Raw genomic sequence first — 21,283 nt, 5'->3', positions numbered from 1 at the left:
CAACGAGCGGCGTCTTTTAGGTTAATAAAAATAGTGGGTTACAATCAGTTGATTAACTTTTAACCAATTGGCCATAGGTTCGAATCCTATACGACCCACGATATTTTAAAGGGTTTACAGGTTAGTACTTGCAAACCCTTTTTCTTTTTGCCGACAGGTCTCTATAGCACTGGGTGTCTCAAACATTGGCCACGCCAGCCAGACCTGGAGCTACACCTACAACAGCAGTAACCAAATGCTAACAGCGGATGGGCCTCGCACCGATGTTAACGACGTTACCACCTATACATACGATGCTTCTGACAACAGAGATACGGTAACCAATAATGCCCTTGGGCACCTTACTCAATATCTGGACTACAATGGTCGTGGGCAGCCGAGGCGCGTTATTGATCCCAACGGCGTCGAAACAGTTCTTACTTATCATGTAAGAGGATGGCTGCTGACCAGTACCATCAGATAACACTCAAGGCAGTGCGGTAGAGAGGCAAAAAGATTATCAACGAATGAAAGACCGTTGTGATAAAAAACCGAAGAAAACTGGAGATCGATGCTCTGATCTACCAAAAGAGATAGATCACTTTGAAAACTGTGCAGCGTGGTATTCATGATGGGATGCCAAATGGCAGCCAGGAAGACATGCAATTAAGATTCAAAATTTCAAGAATCGTGCTGAAAAATTAAAAGATCAATATAAAAAAGAGTGCTATCAGGACTATTTAATGTGCTCAGTAGAAGAGGTTGAGGTGAAACGCCATGCTCAATTCTAAAGAAGAGTTGAAGGAGTTATTTTCTCGATATGAAGAGGAATATACAGACTATGATGGGATTCTGATCAAATCTGTCAACCAGCCAGGCCTGGGAGATGACACACTTTTACATCTTGCGGTACGCCATGAAGAGTTTAGAGATATAGAACTTTTGTTGAGCGCAGGTGCAGATGTTAATGTCAAGGGGGATGTGGGCTTGACGCCCTTGCACTGTGCTGCTCTCAGAGGAGATGTTAGGATAACTCAGCTCTTAATTAAATTTGGCGCAAAAAAGAATATACCCGATGATTTTGGTGATTTTCCCATAGACTGGGCCGAAAGAAATGGGCAAACACAATTAGTTGATTTTTTAAAAATTAAGTAGGCTATAGTTTCTATAGCAGGGCAAGCCGAAAATATATTGTCCTAACATGATAAATGAACGGCTGGTTAGGCGTTTACAAATAGAACTATAACCTACATGAAAACACTGGCCGCTCGTAGCAGGCCAGTGTTGTTTTAGAATTACGGTTCTGTCGCTAGTACTAAGCAGCTATCCATCTCAGAAAGCCACTTGGTGAGGCCACAATCATCACCAATACGATTGCCAATAACCTAAGATTCCCTGGGCAATACTTTGATGAAGAGTCGGGGCTGCACTATAACTACTTTAGGGATTATGATCCTGCTACTGGGCGGTATATACAGTCTGATCCGATTGGGTTAGGTGGAGGAATAAGTACCTATGGGTATGCATTGCAAAGCCCGGTTATGTATTTCGATCCTGATGGAGAGGCTGTATGGTTCGGTCCTTTAATTTGGCAAGCTGTTAGATGGGCGGGAACCCAAGCCGCTAGAGGTGCTGTAGGAAATGCTGCACGAACAGGAGCAAGATCTGCGGCCCCAAGGTTTGCGCCTCCTTTAGTTACTCCAATGGCTTCAGAGGATGATAATGTCTATCCTTTTCCTGCCATTCCAGGTGAGAGTAGTCAGAAATCCAAGAAGGATCGCTGCATCGAACGCTGTTCCGATTCAACGTTACCAACTAATGATAATGGTTTTTCTTTCTGGAACTGTGTCAATCGCTGTATGGAAGAACCTGACGATTGTGAATGATATGAAAAAAGAAGTAGCCGTTGAAATTGTTGATCTAATGCTGGAGTTTGGCGACCGACTTAACCAGTCGGTTGCAATTGTTAAAGATAACTGTTCAGAAGATGAGTTAGCTTCTCACCGCAGAGCAATTGGTAAGCTAATGGGGAGTATGTTGTTAGACATTATGAATCCAATATTCGACGAACACCCCGAACTAAAGCCAGATCAATTGGAATAGCGAAGCTATTCATGTAAGTTGGGGCTCTTTAATATTACACCTTGATTAGGAATATTCTAAAAGTGCCATTTTTTGAGAGCCCCCGATTCATTCATTCGGCAAAGTTTTTAAGGGAAAAAGTAGAAAATTTTGAAGAATTTCCGCTTACACTTCCAATCATGCAGCACTTCGAGAACATGGTTTTTCATCCCCATATTACTTTTTTTGTTGGGGAGAATGGCACGGGAAAATCCACCTTTCTTGAAGCATTAGCTGTTGCCTGGGGTTTTAATGCAGAAGGTGGGACAAAGAACTTTTCTTTTTCAACTAGAATTTCACACTCGCCGCTATGGAAGTACCTTCGATTATCACGGCCCTTCGAACGACCAAAAGACGGTTTCTTTTTACGGGCAGAAAGTTTCTACAATGTAGCGACAGAAATAGAAAAATTAGATGAAGGTCCCGGCGGCCCACCAATTATTAATTCATATGGTGGTGTTTCTTTGCATGAGCAGTCACATGGTGAATCTTTCTTCGCGCTAATGATGAATCGTTTTAGTGGTCAAGGGCTATATATATTGGATGAGCCAGAAGCAGCATTATCACCTACGCGTCAAATGGCAATGATTTCAAGGATGCACCAGCTTATTGCTGATGGCTCACAGTTCATAGTCGCAACCCATTCCCCAATATTAATGGCTTATCCAGATTCGAAAATTATTTCACTTGATAACGGTGAAATGAATGAAATTAGCTATGAAGATACTGAACACTACATAGTAACTAAACGCTTTTTGAATAACCATGAATCAATGGTAAGTCAGCTAATAGCCGATGAATAGCTGCAATATTCCAGTTGGTCTGGTTTTAGTTCGGGTTGCTTACCTAATATTGGATTTACAAAATTTTTTGAGCGAGATGATGGAAAATCTAAAAAATTACTACTAAATGAATATTAGAAAACGGCGAATCTATTAGTATTTCTTCTTTGTATAAAAATACAAAGGAGTTATAACAGCTGTCAGTGATATATAGAGTATTCCTCCTTTTGATTCAGTGAAAGCCGATTCAACTGCCCAACAGGAGATCCAATCATACCCCATGGATAAGATACAAACTCGACAAATTTTAGATGACGCGAAAAAAGAAATTGAGCAAGGCGATTGCAGCCTTGCCTACAAAATCCTTCAACCACTGATTAATGATGAGAACCCTGAAGCGTTATATTTATTTTCAATGTTTGGTTTATCGAATGGCGAGAGCATTGAAGAATTTGAAAAAAGAAGTGTTAGGCTTTTAACCAAAGCGGCTGGATTTGAATATCCACCAGCGCAATATGCGCTTGGCGTTTATTATGATGGAGGAGATTTAGTTGAACAGGATAAATTGAAGGCTGCCATGCTGTTTAAAGCTGCTGCAATCAACGGGCATTCGAAGGCTCAATTAAGTTATGGGCTTGATCTTTTCTATGGGTCTAATGGGGTTAAAAAAGACCATATTCTTGGATTGAAATACATTCAAAAAGCTGCTGAGGCAGGTGTTGAGGAGGCGGCTGAAGTGCTTAGTGAATTAAAAGAATGACAATTCATGGCTCGGCGTTATGTGGTCTGAATTTTGCCAAGAAGCCTAGGCTTCACTACGAGTGACCCAAAGAAAGACGATAGGCTTTTTCTGATATATGGCAGCCCATTATGAGGTCACTGTATATCAGTCTTGGAAAGATGCAACAGAAATTCGCAGCAGTTACGCTTAACTTAAGTAGTAATAGAAAAGATTTCGCAGAAAAAAACTGAAGACTGAGGCGCGGCTCAGAGAGCTACAAAGAAAAGCCTAAGAAAAAAGTCTACCTTAGGCGATACTGGTGGTAACGGACAAAGAGAGGGCGATGTGATTTTTTCTAAAATTGTAGTTTCTTATTTAGCGATTGTAAGCTTCTCCATATCTGCTGAAGATGTGGAGGAGAATTTTATAGACTTAAATGGAGACGGAGTTTCTGATATATCCTATGAATATACAAAAAGTGGCTATTATGAACTTATGGATCGAAATTTCGATGGAAAGGTTGACCAGAGTTCGTTTTATGATCTAAATCATTATTTAAAGAGTGCGAGAAGCGACGATGACTTCGACGGGATACTTGAAACTAAAACTGTCTATGAGGATAGCCTGATCCAGTTAGTGTTGACCGATTCTGATAACAATCAGCTTTATGATATTGTCTTAGAGTATCAAGATAACTTGGTAATATCTGGAAGGCGCTATTACAAAAAAATGCCCAAGCGTCCTAACCCCTTCATTGGAAAAACTAAATTTAGGTTTGGCTATCCTGTTGGGCAGGAAGATGTTCGCAAAACTAAGATGTCCGAAAAAGACTTTCATGATTCAGTAGCTAAAAACTTTGACAACTAAACACTACGAGAAGAGAGGTGAATTCATAGTTTGTAGTAATTCAGACTTGATCTGACAGTTACCGATTTTTCAGAAGGTTCTTGTCAGATCAGGTTGAATTTACAAGCTTTTCCTTCTAGATTTTTTTGCCATCGCACAAGGTTTCCATATACGTTTTGCTTCAGCATTTCTTACTCTCCATAATCGATCGCGCATCGATGAATACGCCTGACTTTAGGGCGTGCAATTGTTGGCCACTACTATGGTTGATACTCGATATCCACAATCACTAATTCCTCCCGGCCTGTCGGCGTAACCACCGTCGCTTCGTCATCCAGTTGCTTGCCCAGTAGTGCTTTGGCCATAGGCGAGTCCACGCTGATGTAGTTTTGCGATGGGTCCAGTTCATCGGCGCCTACAATGCGATAGCGGTGTTCTTCGCCAGCATCGTTTTCTACAGTGACCCAGGCGCCGAAAAATACTTTTTCCTGATTGCTGGGCGCGCGGTCTACCACGGTCAAATTTTCCAGGCGTTTGCTCAGGTAGCGCACCCGACGGTCGATTTCTCGCAGGCGTTTTTTGCCGTAGATGTAATCGCCGTTTTCAGAGCGGTCACCGTTTTTAGCGGCTTCCTGAACTGCCGCAGTGACTTGTGGGCGCTCTACTTTCCAAAGCTGTTTAAGTTCTGCCTCCAGTCGTGCGGCACCGGCGGCGGTGATGTAAGGGGAGCTTTTGGGTGACGGTGGTCTGTAGCGGCCCATTCAGTGTTCCAAGTTGCTGATATGAATGGGCTCTACTGGCTCTGCCAGTTGGAAGCCAAAAATACGCGCGTAAAAATACAATTCTGCCTGGTAGGCGCGAATAATATTTTCCGCTTTGCGGAAGCCGTGACCTTCGCCCATAAAGGGTACGTAAGCGTTGGCGACTTTTTTGTGGTTGAGGGCCGCGATCATCGCTTCCGCCTGGTTGGGTGGCACTACTTTATCGTCCAGTCCCTGGAGAAATATCACTGGGCTGTTTAATTGTTCGATATGGTTGATGGGGGAGCGAGCCTGGTAAACCTGTTTGGTTTCCGGGTAGGGGCCAACCAGGCTGTCCATATAACGGGCTTCAAACTTGTGAGTGTCCCTTGCCAGCATTTCCAGGTCGCCGATGCCGTAAAGGCTGGCACCGGCTTTAAAAGTGTTGTGAAAGGTCAGCGCGGCCAACACGGTATAGCCTCCGGCACTGCCGCCGCGAATTGCCATGCGCTGCGGGTCAGCCAGTTGTTGGGAGGCCAGGTAATTGGCGCCAGCCACTACATCGTCTACATCCCGTAGGCCCCAGTTGCCCTTTAAAGCATCTCGATAGTGGCGGCCAAAGCCGGTGCTGCCGCGATAGTTGACGTCCACAACCGCAAATCCCCGGCTGGCCCAAAATTGCGCTTTCAGGTTGAGTGCGGTGTTAGCAGATGCGGTGGGGCCGCCATGGCACATCACCATCAACGGTGGCAGCTCCCCTTCGATGGCTTGGTAATCCAAATTGGTGGGTGGGTAGTAAATCGCCTGTGCCGTGGCACCTTCGGTGCTTGGGTAGCTGATGGCTTCCGGTGTAGAGAGGTAACCTCGATCAAATGGCAGCGAATCATCACCGTAGAGCGCGGTTATCTGGCCGTTACTAAATTCAACCAGTTGTGGGCCATTGTAGGGCGAACCGGCAATCATGTAGGCGTTACCGCCATTGGCGTGTAACGCTGAAAGGTCAGTGTATGAGTTGCCGTAGTCGGTTAAGCAGCCGCTGTGCACATCGATGGTTGCCAGGTGCCATTGGCTGTTTTTGGTGTAACAACAAACAAGGGTGTCGGCGTTTAAAAAACCGTAAGTGGACATGCCAAACACCCATTGAGGCGTGGCGAACTCCATGTCTTTTGAGCAAACCGCTGTCGCGCTGCCGTCCGCTTCGAGCCGGTAGATATTCCACCAATTGCTGCGGTCAGACACAAAAAGCAGCTCGCCCTGTGGCGACCACTGGGGTTGGAATACAGACTCGTTGGGCCCGCCAGCCACCAGCTGCGGTTTTTGTGGTTTGCCATTTCTGTAATCCGCCAGCCACAGCTCAGTGCCATCCCAGGGCATTTGTGGGTGGTGCCAGCACAACCAGCTGATCTGTTGGCCGTCTGGGCTGATGCGTGGGTTGCTGTAAAAGTCAGCGCCACTGGCCAAGGTATGAATTTGCTGGCTGCCATCCAGACGAACGCTGACCAGGGCATTGTGAGGTTCATGTTGGCCGGGTTGATGGGTTTCGCACACGCAGATCAGCTGTTGGTTAACCGTATCTATGCAGAAGTCCGCGTAGCGTAACGAATGGTCCCCCGATGCGGGTTCTGGTGTTAACGGCTCCGGTAGTGAGCCTGGGTTGTCCAAAGTCAGTCGATAGATGCGTTGATCCGCATCCAAACAAAAGTACAGCACGTTGTTAGCGACCCAGTAAGGAGCGCCACCGTATTCGTGTACTTTGCTGCGAGCTCCCAGGGGCGCAGGCAATGCATCGCTGATGGTGCCATCACTGTTGCGCCTCATCACTACATTGCGGCCGTTTTCCCAGGGGCGGGATTCCAGCCAGTAGAGGTTGTCACCGTCGACCTGCGGTAGATCCAAACCGGGCGCTGCCTTGGTAATCAACTCCGGAGTAATGGGTGATTTCCAGGAGCCGTAAGGGGCTGTTTTCACGTGCTCGTCCTACTTTTGTTCCATGAGTTCCATCACCAGAGCGGTCATGCCGCGAACACCGGTTTTGAGGGTAGGTTCTGGCTCGGGAGCAAAGAATGGCGAATGCAATGATGGCAATTCCGAGCCTTCAGTTTGTGATTGGGCGTATTTGGCTGGGTTTACCGATCCGAGCCAGAACATATGGCTGGGGATTTTGTGGGCTGTACGACCGTAACGGGCAAAGTCTTCGGCGGCCATAATGGGGGGCACTTCAAGAACATTATCAGCCCCAAGCGCCGCAGTTAATGTTGGCAACAGACGCTTGGTCAGTGTCGGGTGGTTGTAAACCGCTGGGGTGTAGTTTTTTCGAAAACTGATTTCGGGCATCAGCTCATCGGGCAGGCCGTAGCTTTTTGCCTGGCCGATGGTAATGCGACTGATGGCATCGGTAATTTTCTTGTGAACGTCATCCCGGTAGGAACGAATGGTGATCTGTAGATCCACATAGTCGGGGATGATATTGCCTTTGGTGCCTCCGTGCACGGAGCCCACTGAGATCACCCCTGGATCAATGGGTGATATTTCTCGAGAAACAATGGTCTGCAGCGCCGTAATAATCTGTGCGGTGAGTACCACAGGGTCTTTGGTCTTATGGGGGATGGCGCCATGGCCACCGATACCTTTTACCCGAATCGTTGCGGTTTGCGCGTTGGCCATCGCGTACTCCGGTGTGTAACCGATGGTACCTGCAGGCAGCGAGGCGCTGGTGTGCATCATTAAATTGTAGTCGGGGAGGGGGAAACGTTTGAATAAGCCGTCTTCCAGCATGCTGCGGGCACCGGCTCCGCGCTCTTCAGCGGGTTGGCCAATCATCACCAGCGTGCCGCTCCAGTCGTCTTTTTTGGCAACCAATTGGCGAGCAGTACCCACCAGTACAGTCATATGTACGTCGTGGCCGCAGGCGTGCATCACGTGTACGGTTTTACCATTTTCGTCCACCACGGTTTTGGTACTGGCGTAGGGTTTTCCGGTTTGCTCTTGTACCGGCAGGGCGTCCATATCGGCGCGCACCATCACCGTTGGGCCATCACCGTTGCGCAGTACAGCTACCAAGCCATGGCCACCGACGTCATTGGTAACCTCAAAACCCAGTTGTTTCAGTTGTGAGGTGATCAGTGCCGCGCTTTCCTGTTCGTGGAACGACAACTCAGGGTTTTGGTGAAAATGTTTGTACAAAGACACAAGGTCGGAAAAATCGCCTTGCTGCGCTTGGGCAGTAAGCGGGCTGAGTAATGCCAACAATAGTAATGTGCGTTTCATAGGAACTAACCTCCAGCGATTTTGACGTTGTGGCCTTGTTTTTCCAGTTCGGCTTTTATTTTTTCCCGGTTATCCGTTTGAAGTTCGATAACACCATTTTTCAGAGCGCCACCAGCACCGCACAACTGCTTTAAACGTTTGGCCAGTTGTTTCATTTGTGGCTCAGGCAGGTTGAGTCCGGTAACCAGCGTGACCCCTTTACCCTTGCGGCCTTTGGTCTCTCTGCTGAGGCGGACAACGCCGTCACCACTGGGTCTATCGGCAACATCTTCTTGCGGGGGCTTGATTCGTCCCTGGTCGGTGGAATAAACCAGGCGGCTGTTTTTGCTCATGGTGATGTCCTTGAAGTAGATGCCACGATTGTATCCCATCCAACCTCAACCCTCACGGTGCTACAATCGTTTTACGGGCTTTCGAGAAAAATGACGCTTGGAATAAAAAACATGCCTGATACTACGCTGCGCCAGCGGTTGAATACGATTATTTTTGGCACGGACACCCCGGCCGGGCGACGCTTCGACCTGGTATTGATCTGGTTGATCAGCATCAGTGTGGTGGCGGTGATGCTGGATACCGTCACCGCGGTAGGTGAGCGTTACGGCAATGAGCTGCGCACCATTGAGTGGTGCTTTACCGCAGTGTTTACCTTCGAATATCTGGTCCGTATCTACTGCTCGCCGAAGCCATTAAAATACATATTCAGCTTTTACGGGCTGGTGGATTTGCTTTCCATTGTGCCCACTTACTTGGGGCTGTTTTTCGATGGCGCCAATTACATTTTGGTGATTCGCCTATTGCGGGTGTTGCGCATATTCCGGGTATTAAAACTACTGCGCTACACCAGCGAAGCAAACGTATTGTTGCGCTCGGTGTATCAGTCTCGGCGTAAAATTTTTATTTTCTTCAGTGCGGTACTGGTGGCTTGTACGGTATTCGGCACGTTGATGTTTTTGGTGGAAGGGCCAGAAAATGGTTTTACCAGCATTCCCAAAAGCATTTACTGGACGATTGTTACGATTACCACGGTGGGCTATGGGGATATTGTGCCGATCACTGCGTTCGGAAAAATCATCGCCAGCATGGCGATGCTGACTGGCTACTCCATTATTGCCATTCCCACAGGCATACTCACCGCCGAATTGGCTACGGAGATTCAACGTGAGCGTATTGGCCGAGCCTGCCGAAATTGCGACAAAAGTGGGCACGACCGGGATGCGGTGCACTGTAAATTTTGTGGTGCGAAATTATAAAGGCCGTTATTGGCCGGGGCGGTAGCGCTGATCGAAATCGTCCAATGGCAGCGGGCGATCGTAGTAGTAACCTTGCAGGATATCGCAGCCCATCTCTTTGAGGCGCACGGCAATGGCTTTGTTTTCCACGCCTTCGGCGACGACTTTCAGGGAGAAGTTGTGAGCCAGGTCGATCACTGTTTTAACAATGGATTGGTCTTTGGGTGAGCCAAGCATTCTCATCACAAAACTTTTGTCGATCTTCAATTCGTCCGTCGGTAAATCGCGAAAATAGGCCAGAGAACTGTAGCCAGTACCAAAATCGTCGATGGATATTTTGACTCCGGTTTTGCGCAGTTTGGCCAGTTGTGACAACATCATTGCTTGATTGTCCACCATAATGTTTTCAGTGACTTCCAGAATCAGCCTTTGTGGCTCGACAGAAAAGATATCCAGGGCATCCCGCACCACGATAAAAATTTCGTCGTCCAGCAGCAGTGAGGGCGTGACATTCACTGAAATACTGAGTTCTGGTGACCACCGAGACAATGTGGCTACAGCGGATTTGATCACCCACCAGGTCATTGGGCGAATCACCGTGTGCTTTTCGGCAATGTGGATAAATTCACTGGGCAGCACTACTTCACGTTTTTTGGTGTGCCAGCGTATCAGTGCTTCTGCACCAACCAGGCTGTTATGGCGTGCGTGCACTTTGGGTTGGTAGTGCAACTGAAATTCGCCCAGCTCGACTGCGGCTTCCAGATTGCTGACCAGTTGCAGTTCATCTTTTAACTTGCCTTGCTGTTCAGGGCTGTAAACCTGGTACAGCTCGCCGCTGCGTTTTGCGGTACGCAGGGCCGCCCGTGCTTCTTGAATGGCTGTTTGGGTATCGCTCTGGAGCCGGGTAAATCCTGCGTGCACTGGGATAGCCACTGGGTCACCCAGCAAGTCGCAGGGCTCCTCAAACAAGCGCGCCAGTTTTGCCGTGGCCAGCTCCAGGGCAGCAGGGCTATCCATACCACGAAAGATCACCAAAAAGCGCTGGTTTTTAAGAATACGGATTTTGTCGTCAGGGCGGGGCCAATCCTGAAGCCGATTGAAAAAGTCCTGGCGCAGGTATTTGGCACTTTCAGAGCCCAGGCTATCTACCAGATGCTCGTAATCCGCGAGATCCACCAAGCCGAGATAACTGGCCATCAGACACTTGCCCTAAATGAAATATTCTTCACTGTTCACACCAAAGCTGCCTGGCTGTAGCTCACGGATGATCCAGCGAGCATCAGACCCCACTAACCCGGAAGCGGCCAGATCAACAAGCTCTACCTGATGACGGCGGTTTTTGCCGCTATCCAGCACCAACACCACTTCCGGTTTGAGGCGACGAGTCTCGTTTTGCTTGACGACAATGGCGACTTCGCCACTGTTCAGTTCCACCAGTGAACCGGTAGGGAATAAACCAATGGCCTGAACAAATTGCTCCACCAGAGACTCCTGAAAGGTTTGGCCTTTCAGGTCCAGCAGCTCTTGCACGGCTTCGTAAGAGCTGCGCGATGGCGCGTAAGGGCGTGGTGTAATCATGGCGTCGTAGGTGTCTACCAGACCAGCAATACGCGCAAGCAGAGGGATGGCCGCACCATCCACGCCCCGTGGGTACCCAGAGCCATCGTAGCGTTCGTGGTGATTCTCAATAATGGCGAGGATTTCCATATCGCCATCACCGGAGGCCGCCACCATTTTGGAGCCGACGATGGGGTGTTCCTTGAGTGAGCGTCGCTGTTCTTCAGACAGTGGGTCTGGCTTTTCCAGGTAATCGCCAGACAGTTTGGTCATGCCCACATCACACATGGCACAGCCCACCACGAGTTTTTCCAGCTCGCTGCGCTGCAACCCCAGGTGGCGACCGAGGATGGCCGCCCATACGGCCATGGAAATACCGTGGTTATAGCGGTAGTCACTGGCTTCTTTTAAGCGCACCAGCGCGGCCACTGCCTCTTTGTTGCGAAATACCCCGTCAATTAGCGGGTTAACCGCGTTTTTGACCACCTTGATGTCGGTGTGACGGCCTTTTGATAAGGAGTCGAAAACCCGGTCCAAAGACTGGCTGGCACTCTCAAAAGACAGTTTGGCCTGATGAAAATCCGCTTTAATGCGTAACCTGGGATCTTCAGGCTTGGCCTTTTGGCTGGGTTGGGTAAACGGCAGGAATACCTTGGTGCCGGAATAATCGATGTCTACGTACACATAATCCACGTATTGGGATATGTAATGTACTTCGTCCTGGTCGCGAACCACAAAGCCCTGCAGGGCAAACGGTGTCTCCAGCCAAGGGCGATCCAGCTCGGCAATAAACATGCCCGGCTGTAGGTTGGCAACAGAGACTTTGGTAAGGCGCATCCAGTCATTCCATGTTGTTGATAGTGTTGAAGAATAGTGGCACTTGTTAGTGGTGTCTACACCGCACTGGTATAAGTTTTGACCAATGATTCATTGCCATTATTTTGCTGAAATACAGATGGCTATTTCAGGTCATAAGCACAGCGAAAGCCGTTGGAACCGTAGATGCTGCGGTGGCCCGTGGGCACTTTTGCCCAGCGACTGGAGAGGGTCTGGCGGCGGGCGGATTCATCCCAAGCACCGCCGCGAATCACTTTGAGGCGGCCGCTGTTAGGCCCGCTGAGTTGACCGTTTGCATAGTACTCTTGATGGGAGTTGGGGGTGTAACGATTGGCCACCCATTCGGCAACGCTGCCTTGCATATCGTATAAGCCAAAATCGTTAGGCTCGCGACTGCCCCGGGGCCATAACAGGTCGCGGCCGCAACCATCGGTTTCTTCACCGGCGTTTGCTCGGGTGACGCCGTCGTCCATAATCACTTGTTCACAGGTTGCGTCGCTATCGCCCCATACGTTGCGCGCCGAACTGCCTGCCCGGGCGGCGTATTCCCATTCCGCTTCCAGTGGTAATCGGCCGCCACGCCACTGGCAATAGGCCTGAGCCTGAAACCAATTCACACAATTCAACGGGTACTGATCGCGCCCAGGGCCGTCATAAGTGCAGTATTTATTGCGCACAAAATCAAACGTTGATGCACAGTGGCCACTTTCTACACAGGTTCTGTACTCCGCAACAGAGGTTTCGTGGCGATCAATGGCAAAAGGGCCTACCGACACCAGCACACCTCCCTTTGATCCTTCATCCGGGTCACAGCCGCTGTCGTTGGCAGAGCAGCCCATGGCAAAAGTGCCGCCGGGTAAGTTAATCACTTTTTGTTCAGGCACTTCCGCTACAAGGCTGGGTGCAAGCAGGTAAAGAAAAAGAGCGATAGAGGCGCTGTGAACGGACTTCATGCTACGAAGGCAGGTGGCCGGTTTTGACATAAATCAGCGCGCCATCGTCTTTGCTGAAAGGATTGTGGCTACTCATGTGAGGGCTGCGTAACCAACTGCCTGCGGGGTAGCTGCCGTATTCATCGTGAAAGGTGCCTTCGAGCACAAAAATTTCTTCACCACCCCAGTGCGTGTGCCCTTGAAAGCCTGTGTTGGGTGCCCATCGAACCAGCGCTACGCTTTCGCTGCCAAACTCGTGCAGGGGCAATACGCTTAGCCCATCCACCAGGCCGGGCTGCCAGCCGTTGTTGGTGGTATCGATGATTTTTTGCTCGGTGTCGTTGCTGTCGAACTGCTGCAGTTTGACAAAAATGGTGGCGCCCTCAGAGCCAATAACCGGTGTGTGGGCGGTGCCAATGGGGTTGCGCACGTAACTGCCTTTCGGGTATTCGCCGTGCTCATCGGCAAAAACCCCGTCAAGCACCAGAAACTCCTCGCCGCCGGTATGTGTATGGGGCGAAAACTCACTGTTGGGTGCATAGTGCACAATGGACGTGGCTCGCGCCACCTCACTGCCAATGCGATCAAGCATCATGCGCTCGACTCCCGGCATTGGGGAGGGCAACCAGCAGTAATCATCGGGTCGGATAACAACGGGTAACGCGAAATCGCTGTTTAGCTTTGATGGCGTTGTCATGGGAGTTGCAATAGTTAGCATTTAGGTTATTGGATTGACTGCAAAACTATCAGGAAGTTGCGTATTAGGTTTGATGTTATTGCAGAGAAGGCATCAGATACACTGAGTTAAGCGCTGTCGGTTAGCAGCCTTTGGCAAAAACGTAACATATTATTACTTTGTTTCAACTAAGCTGAAAACAAGAAGCAAAAGCCCAAATTGAGCTTTTAGCTAATTCGGGCTGCTTGATACACGATACTTAAAGGTGAGTTTTACTCTACCCTAAATAGCTTAATGGCTTTGCGTACAGGTTTATCGAGAGTGCCAGCATTTCTAGCAAGGACTCGTAACCTGTAGTCTCCTCTTAACCCACTTGTATTCCAAACAGTGCTGGATGTAGTGTCGAAGTCTTGAATAGTTATCCATTGGTCGCCATCCACTAGTCGGTACTGGAAGGCGTACTCTGCGGAACCACTACCGCCATCTACACTGGCTTGTAGAGTTATCAGGTTGCCGGGTGCAGCAGGGCTGGCTGGTATTGTTTGCAAATTGGTTGATGTAACTGGTTCATCGCTGTTGAGCCAGACTACTACAGAGTTTTTTACGGGTTGGTCGTTACTGTTTGCTGCTTTTGCCGATACCAGAACCCGATGTTTACCCTGTATTGCTGAGGTGTCCCACAAATAGGTATTTGCTAGGCTAAAATCTGTCAGTAAATACTTCGTGTTTGTGGTTGTATCGACTAGCTCAAAACGGTAGTCGTAGGAGGAGGGTAGTGGACTGTATGCCTGTGCACTGATAAGTACCGAATTGTTATTGGTCACCAAGCTTTGGTCTGGTATTAGAGTAACCTGCGTTACCGGGTTTGTGCTGTTGACCCAAAGCGTGTTGGTGCCAGAAAAGCTAAAGCTATTATCCAATTTGCTGACGGCAGTAACGCGGAGCCTGATTTTTCCATTGTAGCCAGAGGTATTCCAAATCAGCGTATCGTTATCCCCCAGTGTGTTTAGTGCTTGCCATTGGGCGCCGTCACTGATATTGCGCACCTCAAACAGATACTGATAGTCCGTTTGCGCATCACCATTTACAGTCGCCCTCAAGGTAGTGATATCACCAACCGTTAGCGGTGGCCTGATATCACTAGCTAGGTCTACTGAATGATCTGGTGGGTTAACGGTGATAGTGGTTTCGATGTGTGCTTTTGCCCCAGCGGTGTTAGTGATTTGTGCACGAATTTTGTGCTCGCCTATAGATAAACCTTCTAATACAGGGGTAAGGCCATTAACGGATAATTGATCATTAATGGAAGAGAACCACAAAATATCTTCATCGGCGTAAGTTTCTGATTCAGATGTGCCCAAGGTCAAATTCATGGTCACACTGTCGCCCAAGGTGATTGTGTTGGCTGACGCGCTGACGCTTAGAACTGCTGGTGGTGTGCAGGTTTGTGCTTCATCAGGCATACGCCGGGTAATATTTTCTGGGTGCGCGTTTAACCAATCGCAACGAGCGTTCTCCCACAGATTGCGGGCTTGCACACCGGTAATGACTTCAAAACAGGTAGGAATGGTAAACTCGGTTAAATGGGGTGGCAGTTCGTCTGAGTCCATCCACAGTATTTTGTTATTCGCGCACTCCTTGAGTTTATCAATACCAAGTTCCGGATTGGGTGCCAACATTGTAGCCAGATGGTTGCTACCGTGAATTTCCTTGCCATCGTAGGCAAAAATACTATTGTAAATTTTTAACCCGGCGGAATTGGCTCTGGCTTTAAACGCATGTCGCAAAACTTTTAGCTCCTCAGAATCGCTGTTGTTTTCATTTCGCAGCTCCCTGTGCTCGGTTAAACGCAGTAGCAAGCCGTCAATCACTAGTGTGTCTGTAAATTCGGCGTTGGGTAGTTCACTAGGCCCACGCAGGGAAATACCAAAGTTGCAATCATCAAAGAGGCTATCGAGAATTTGCCCGCTTTTATTCGGGTCATTTTCGATACAATCATCACGGCCACCAGTTGAATACACATCGCTGATAACAAAATTATCCGCTGTTACGCGAACCGCGTCCCAGCTGTTGTTGATGCGCGCGCCGTAAACCTTGGAGTTAACCGCATTGGAACCTATCAGTATGCCAGCGGAGTTCAAATAGCTGAGATGCCACAGGGCATCCTGTGGTACTTCACCTGCAATCAATGGTCGTATAATGGTGTTCTGCGGGCCGCCCAGTGACACTGGGTAAAAATTAACGGGTTTGGCGGGGGTGTCATCAGAGGCATGTGCACAGCCGGCCTGACGACGAAGACCAGGAAAGTCGTCAGGGTTTTCAACTCGACAGTTGTTCAAATAAAAAGTAGTTTCGCTGGCATCGTATACCTTGTTTGCTTCAAAGCGCCGAAATTGGTTGCCTTCTGGATTAAATGCATCGTCATCGCTATAAAGGCCGCCATCGAGCACCGTCAACTCGGCTATGGAGGAGATATCACAGGTGGTTGGATCGTTAGCATTGCGACGTGTAGAGCCTGGCAGGGTATTGAGAACTGTGTCGTTATGAGTATTGATCCAGTCGCAACGTTTTCGCTCCCACTCCACCTTGGCATGTAAACCGGAGATCACTTCAAAGCAACTGCGCAGCTCTTTCAAATCGCCTGGATACCAATCGTCATTGTTGTAATTCGGATTGCCGTTAGTATCTAAGTCCTCGCTGATCCACAAAATCTGATTGTTGGTGCAGGTGCTGACCCTTCCATTGGCAGTACCAATCATATTAGTGAGCTGCGATAGATCATCAAGCAATGCAGGGGAGTCATAAGCGAATACGCTGTTACTTATTGCCAGTTTTGGGGCACCGGAAGAACCAAACAGCACATTGCCACTACCATCACCGCCTATAGTCAATGCTTGGGTAGATATAGCATCAAACGGTTTTACTTGTAGTAATACATTGTCTATGGTCAATGTGTTTTCCGGGGCGTCACCGCCAACAAAAAAGCCACGGAAGCAGCTTTCAAATAAGCTGTCTTTCAACAGTCCGCTGCTGCCACTGAGATTTTGCAAACAGCGGGAACGATTTTTACTGACCCAGGTGTTTTTAATTTCAAAATTATCAGCAGTTGCACCGGTAATCCGAATCGCGTCCCAAGCACCATCAATACGTAAACCGTCTAAGGTAGAGTTGGCAGCGTTATCGCGTATCAATACACCAACTGCACTTGAACAAAACTCCCCTTCTTCGATTTCGTGCAGCTCGCTGGCAATATTCCCCTGAACTAAGGCGTGGCGTAGGGTTTGGTTGGCATGCCAACGCATCTGCAGAGGAAATGTCCCTAAATTGCAAGTTCGGCCGCGCCCACCAATGTGAATTCCCCACTCGCCCGCCGAAGCATCGAAGGTTTCACCTGGAGGCGGTGGCAGTATATCTCTGGTGTAATGTGCGGATTGGATGAGTATTTGTTCCGCAGCTGCGACGGACGTTAGTCCGATGGCAAAAAACAGGCTATGGCTTATTTTCTTCAACATTCCTTTTCTCCATTTCCAAAAATAGCGTGTTTGTATCGTTGATTTTTGTTGGTGTTTCTGGTGTAAGTGTATAAGCCATAGAAACAGATAGGACTCTTTTCTGGGCTTAGCTTATTGAAAATTATATAGTTTTTTCTAATTTGGCTTGGCTGGTTGTAACTGGCTCTTATCCAAGTCGTCAAAGATAATAAAACTGCCAACTCGTTTTCGTCCAGTGCCGAATCTAAGTTTCGTTTATTTTTGCTCCCGAGATTATTTGCGCTTCTCTAATTTCTGCTCCCTATTTTAAAGAAGAGCGCTGTAAAGCTCCTTTGGTATAGATAAACACGTAACATAATTTTGATTAGTTTAAATAAAATACTGTATATTTAAACAGTATTTGAGATATGGTTAGAGGCAAGCGTAGCTAGTTTTGGGTGTTTAATCGTGGAGTTAATAGACAAAATTACGGTATTGGCGGATGCGGCAAAGTACGACGCATCCTGCGCCAGCAGTGGCTCCATCAAGCGCAATTCGCGCAATGGCAAAGGTATGGGTTCTACGTCTGCGGGAATGGGCATTTGCCACAGCTATGCACCGGATGGGCGCTGCATATCCCTGTTAAAAATTCTGCTCACTAATTTCTGCATCTACGATTGCAGCTATTGCATTAATCGCTCGTCCAGTTCGGTACAGCGTGCCCGCTTCAGTGTGGATGAAATTGTTAATCTGACGTTGGACTTTTACAAACGCAACTACATCGAGGGTTTGTTTCTCAGCTCCGGTATTATCCAATCGTCCGACTACACCATGGAGCAACTGGTGCTGGTGGCGAAAAGCCTGCGCAAGCAGCACGATTTTCGCGGTTATATCCACTTGAAATCTATACCGGATGCCAGCCCGGAATTGCTGGAGGCTGCAGGCTTGTATGCAGACCGGTTGAGCATCAACGTTGAATTGCCGTCCAGGCAGTCGCTGGCACGCTTGGCACCGGAAAAAAGCCCAATCACTATCCAACAATCCATGGGCGAACTGAAAAATCGGATTGATGAATCCAAAGAGCAGCGGCGCAACCGAAAAAAAGTGCGCACCACCCAGGGTTTGAAGCCCAAAGCAGCATCTCGTATCTATGCCCCAGCAGGGCAGAGCACCCAGATGATTATTGGTGCAGACGACTCGTCAGATCAAAAGATCCTGCGACTGTCCCACCAGTTATACGACAGCTTTCAAATGCGACGGGTGTACTATTCTGCGTTCAGTCCTATTCCCAACGCCTCGCAAATACTGCCTGCTCAACCGCCATCGCTGATGCGTGAACACCGCCTTTATCAGGCAGATTGGCTGTTGCGCTTTTATGGATTTCAAGTCGATGAAATCGTTGCTAAAAACAGCACAAAAAGCCAGAAAGCGTCGTCGGGGATGCTAGACTTGGATATTGATCCAAAATTGTCCTGGGCATTGCGCAATCGGAGTTTCTTTCCGGTGAATATCAATCGTGCACCCAAAGAAGTCTTGCTGCGTGTGCCGGGGATTGGAGTTATTGGCGCTCAGCGAATTATCCGTGCGCGCCGTAGCCATGCGCTGCGCTACGCGCATTTGGCCAAGTGTGGCTTATCGGTAAAAAAGGTGGCTCCGTTCGTAGAAACCTGTGATTACAATCCTCAACAACCATACATCGATCGCCCCCAGTTAAAAGATTACTTTACTCGTACCGAGTCACCGCAAATGGCGTTGTTCTAGATATATAGCTCTAAAGAGACGGTTCAAGTGTGGGTTCTTAAAACAAACAATTTTGATGCCTGGCGAGATCAGGCACGCCTTCTATTGAAGGCTGGGGTAGAGCCAAATCAAGTATGCTGGAACAGCGAACTTCAGCCATCCCTGTTGTATGAAAATAGTGCGTCATTGGAACAGCTGGCGGTTAAACACTCTGAGCTACGCATCCCCAAGCAATTTTTTTCTTTGGCGAAAAGTGCTTCTCACTACCGATGCCATACCCGCTGGGCGTTGCTGTATCGCATCGCCTGGCGCTTGGTGTTTGACGATCGACGGTTACTGACCAATCCCGTCGATGACGATATTCGTTGTTTGCACAAAATGTGTAAAACCGTCGGCCGCGAAATCCACAAAATGCACGCGTTTGTGCGCTTTCAAAAAGTACCGGATGCATCCTTGGAAAGTGGTGAGCGATTTGTTGCCTGGTTTGAACCTGGCCATCCGGTATTACCTGCCGGGATACACTTTTTTGTGAAGCGTTTTCACAATATGCACTGGTCTCTTTTGACGCCGGATCATTGCGCCCACTGGAATCTGGAGCAGCTAACAATCGGTGATGGCGTTCATCAAAAACCAAATACAACGGACGAGTTGGAAGATCTGTGGTTAACGTATTACAAGAGTATTTTTAATCCGGCGCGCTTAAAATCCAAAGCTATGCAATCTGAAATGCCAAAGAAGTACTGGCGCAATTTGCCGGAAGCGGCGCTTATTCCTGAACTGGAACAAAGTGCCCGTCAGCGCACTGCCAGAATGATTGATCAAGGCTACAGCGATGACTGGCAGAAAACCGCAAAGTCCCGTTATGTTCAAAAAGCGCAAGAAAAACTGCGCCGACGATAAATGACGGCAGTTAATCCAGAAAATGCCCAATAAATGTTATCCATCGCAAAGCAGTTGTGACTGCTTATACGACTTATGATGTCCAATCTACGCCTGGCTGCGTGCTGCTTTAGTTCCGGAAGTGTTAGCTCCACGAAAGCGCTTTCTGTGGCCCTGCCGACTTTTGGTGTTTTGCCTGTGGTTAGCTGTATCGCTATTGGCCACAGTTTTTGCCTTCTTCGGTCGCTTTGGTTTAACTGGGGTCAGCTTCCGTGATGGCGGCAGTGGCTTTTCCGGCTCAAAGCCTATCACTTCTTCCCGGTCTATGTGGCGTTGGATAAGCCGCTCTATGTCTTGCAATTGTTTGATTTCATCTTCGCTGACTAATGAAATGGCGTGGCCATTACTGCCAGCTCTTCCGGTGCGGCCAATGCGGTGCACATAGTCTTCGGGCACATTGGGTAAATCGAAATTGACCACCTGTGGTAGTTGGTCAATATCAATACCTCGAGCGGCGATATCGGTGGCAATTAACAAGGTAATCTCGCCATTCTTGAAGTCCGCCAGCGCTTTGGTGCGTTGATTCTGACTTTTATTGCCATGAATGGCAGCGGCCTTTATGCCGTCACGAGCCAGCACTTTAACCAACCGGTTGGCACCGTGTTTGGTGCGGCTGAACACCAGCGCCTGATCCCAGCCATTGTTGCGAGTTAAGTGGCTGAGAAGGGCGGTTTTTCGACTTTTTTCCACCGGGTGCAATTTATGGGCGATGGTTTCGGCGGTGGTGTTTTTGCGTGCTACGCTGACTTCGGTGGGGTTATGCAGCAGCCCTCTGGCCAGTTCGCGAATGTCGTCTGAAAAAGTGGCAGAAAACAACAGGTTTTGACGTTTTTTGGGCAGCAAACGCAAGATTCGTTTGATGTCGTGAATAAAGCCCATATCCAGCATGCGATCCGCTTCGTCCAATACCAGCATATCCAGTTGATCGAATTTGATGGCGTTTTGGCTGTGTAAATCCAGCAGGCGGCCAGGAGTGGCAACCAGCACCTCCACACCTGAACGCAGCTTTTGCATTTGTGGGTTAATTTTAACGCCACCAAATACCACCGCAGAGCGCAATTTTGTGTGCTTGCTGTAAGCCTGTAGGTTGTCCAGTATCTGCGCTGCCAGCTCACGAGTGGGTGTCAGCACCAAAGCGCGAGCCTGGTTGTGAGCGGCTTTTGGCCGCTCTAAAAGCCGGTGCAACATCGGTAGGGTAAAGGCGGCGGTTTTGCCCGTACCGGTTTGTGCAGACGCCATTAAATCCCCACTTTTTAATACCGCTGGAATAGCTTGAGCTTGAATAGGGGAGGGCTGGGTATAGCCTTTTTCGCGGACTGCGCGGGCAATAGGCTCGGCGAGGCCGAGGCTGTCGAAAGTAACCGTAGTCATAAGTTGTTCCAGAGAGCTGTAAGGGTCAGCTAGAAGGAGGGCAATTAAAGGTTGAGCATGGCTTCAACGGGAAAAA

At 48.7% G+C, this 21,283-nt stretch carries 20 protein-coding genes and 1 tRNA gene; 11 read left to right on the top strand and 10 right to left on the bottom strand.

Annotated features, from left to right (window positions below; genetic code table 11):
* Positions 1-16: 16 nt before the first annotated feature.
* The 8 genes from KFE80_05545 to KFE80_05510 all read left to right on the top strand — a co-directional run bounded on the left by KFE80_05545 (position 17) and on the right by KFE80_05510 (position 4,470).
* Positions 17-98 (top strand) — tRNA-OTHER (locus KFE80_05545).
* A gap of 137 nt (positions 99-235) precedes the next feature.
* A complete protein-coding gene (locus KFE80_05540) occupies positions 236-463 on the top strand; it encodes a hypothetical protein (protein UTW46345.1) in 228 nt (75 codons plus the stop codon).
* Positions 464-756: 293 nt separating this feature from the next.
* Positions 757-1,134, top strand: coding sequence for an ankyrin repeat domain-containing protein (locus tag KFE80_05535; protein UTW46344.1), 378 nt, complete (start codon positions 757-759; stop codon positions 1,132-1,134).
* Between the two features lie 170 nt (positions 1,135-1,304).
* Entirely contained in the window at positions 1,305-1,865 is a 561-nt protein-coding gene (locus KFE80_05530; GenBank protein UTW46643.1) for an RHS repeat-associated core domain-containing protein, read from the top strand.
* A gap of 1 nt (position 1,866) precedes the next feature.
* Positions 1,867-2,082 (top strand): hypothetical protein, encoded by a 216-nt coding sequence (locus KFE80_05525; GenBank protein ID UTW46642.1) that lies wholly within the window; start codon positions 1,867-1,869, stop codon positions 2,080-2,082.
* Positions 2,083-2,240: 158 nt separating this feature from the next.
* Complete coding sequence (locus KFE80_05520; protein ID UTW46641.1) at positions 2,241-2,903, top strand: AAA family ATPase; 663 nt, start codon at positions 2,241-2,243, stop codon at positions 2,901-2,903.
* A gap of 259 nt (positions 2,904-3,162) precedes the next feature.
* A complete protein-coding gene (locus KFE80_05515; protein UTW46343.1) occupies positions 3,163-3,642 on the top strand; it encodes a sel1 repeat family protein in 480 nt (159 codons plus the stop codon).
* A 306-nt stretch (positions 3,643-3,948) separates the two neighbouring features.
* Positions 3,949-4,470 carry a hypothetical protein gene (locus KFE80_05510; GenBank protein ID UTW46342.1) on the top strand — a complete coding sequence of 174 codons (522 nt, stop codon included), beginning with the start codon at positions 3,949-3,951 and terminating at the stop codon, positions 4,468-4,470.
* A gap of 239 nt (positions 4,471-4,709) precedes the next feature.
* On the opposite strand, the gene greB is transcribed toward KFE80_05510, so the two are convergent.
* Genes greB through yciH form a run of 4 tightly spaced genes read right to left on the bottom strand, consistent with a single transcriptional unit; the run spans position 4,710 to position 8,788 of the window.
* The gene (gene greB, locus KFE80_05505) at positions 4,710-5,210 is read right to left on the bottom strand and encodes a transcription elongation factor GreB (GenBank protein ID UTW46341.1); all 501 of its coding nucleotides are present in this window, start codon (positions 5,208-5,210) and stop codon (positions 4,710-4,712) included.
* The gene (locus KFE80_05500; GenBank protein UTW46340.1) at positions 5,211-7,157 is read right to left on the bottom strand and encodes a S9 family peptidase; all 1,947 of its coding nucleotides are present in this window, start codon (positions 7,155-7,157) and stop codon (positions 5,211-5,213) included.
* A gap of 9 nt (positions 7,158-7,166) precedes the next feature.
* On the bottom strand, positions 7,167-8,456 hold the full coding sequence (locus KFE80_05495) for an amidohydrolase (protein UTW46339.1): 1,290 nt from the start codon (positions 8,454-8,456) through the stop codon (positions 7,167-7,169).
* A gap of 5 nt (positions 8,457-8,461) precedes the next feature.
* Positions 8,462-8,788, bottom strand: a complete 327-nt coding sequence (yciH, locus tag KFE80_05490) for a stress response translation initiation inhibitor YciH (protein UTW46640.1) — start codon at positions 8,786-8,788, stop codon at positions 8,462-8,464.
* 111 nt (positions 8,789-8,899) lie between these two features.
* On the opposite strand from yciH, the gene KFE80_05485 reads away from it, so the two are divergent.
* Complete coding sequence (locus tag KFE80_05485) at positions 8,900-9,706, top strand: ion transporter (protein ID UTW46338.1); 807 nt, start codon at positions 8,900-8,902, stop codon at positions 9,704-9,706.
* Positions 9,707-9,712: 6 nt separating this feature from the next.
* Here KFE80_05485 and KFE80_05480 read toward each other — a convergent pair whose 3' ends face one another.
* From KFE80_05480 to KFE80_05460, 5 genes are all read right to left on the bottom strand, one after another.
* Positions 9,713-10,882 (bottom strand): GGDEF domain-containing protein, encoded by a 1,170-nt coding sequence (locus tag KFE80_05480; protein UTW46337.1) that lies wholly within the window; start codon positions 10,880-10,882, stop codon positions 9,713-9,715.
* Positions 10,883-10,894: 12 nt separating this feature from the next.
* A complete protein-coding gene (locus KFE80_05475) occupies positions 10,895-12,079 on the bottom strand; it encodes an HD-GYP domain-containing protein (protein ID UTW46336.1) in 1,185 nt (394 codons plus the stop codon).
* Between the two features lie 122 nt (positions 12,080-12,201).
* The gene (locus KFE80_05470; GenBank protein ID UTW46335.1) at positions 12,202-13,032 is read right to left on the bottom strand and encodes a formylglycine-generating enzyme family protein; all 831 of its coding nucleotides are present in this window, start codon (positions 13,030-13,032) and stop codon (positions 12,202-12,204) included.
* A gap of 1 nt (position 13,033) precedes the next feature.
* Complete coding sequence (locus KFE80_05465) at positions 13,034-13,708, bottom strand: cupin domain-containing protein (GenBank protein UTW46334.1); 675 nt, start codon at positions 13,706-13,708, stop codon at positions 13,034-13,036.
* A 251-nt stretch (positions 13,709-13,959) separates the two neighbouring features.
* Positions 13,960-17,199: a hypothetical protein gene (locus KFE80_05460; GenBank protein UTW46333.1), complete on the bottom strand. Its 3,240-nt coding sequence runs from the start codon at positions 17,197-17,199 to the stop codon at positions 13,960-13,962.
* A 426-nt stretch (positions 17,200-17,625) separates the two neighbouring features.
* Between KFE80_05460 and KFE80_05455 the strand changes: the two genes are divergently transcribed.
* On the top strand, positions 17,626-18,918 hold the full coding sequence (locus KFE80_05455) for a putative DNA modification/repair radical SAM protein (protein UTW46332.1): 1,293 nt from the start codon (positions 17,626-17,628) through the stop codon (positions 18,916-18,918).
* A gap of 27 nt (positions 18,919-18,945) precedes the next feature.
* A complete protein-coding gene (locus tag KFE80_05450) occupies positions 18,946-19,797 on the top strand; it encodes a TIGR03915 family putative DNA repair protein (protein ID UTW46331.1) in 852 nt (283 codons plus the stop codon).
* Between the two features lie 87 nt (positions 19,798-19,884).
* Here KFE80_05450 and KFE80_05445 read toward each other — a convergent pair whose 3' ends face one another.
* Positions 19,885-21,207 carry a DEAD/DEAH box helicase gene (locus KFE80_05445; protein UTW46330.1) on the bottom strand — a complete coding sequence of 441 codons (1,323 nt, stop codon included), beginning with the start codon at positions 21,205-21,207 and terminating at the stop codon, positions 19,885-19,887.
* Between the last annotated feature and the right edge of the window lie 76 nt (positions 21,208-21,283).

It is taken from the genome of bacterium SCSIO 12696 (genome assembly GCA_024397955.1).
Lineage (GTDB): Bacteria > Pseudomonadota > Gammaproteobacteria > Pseudomonadales > Porticoccaceae > SCSIO-12696.
The sequence above is the reverse complement of the archived record's forward strand: the minus strand, read 5'-3'. Positions and strand labels throughout refer to the sequence as shown.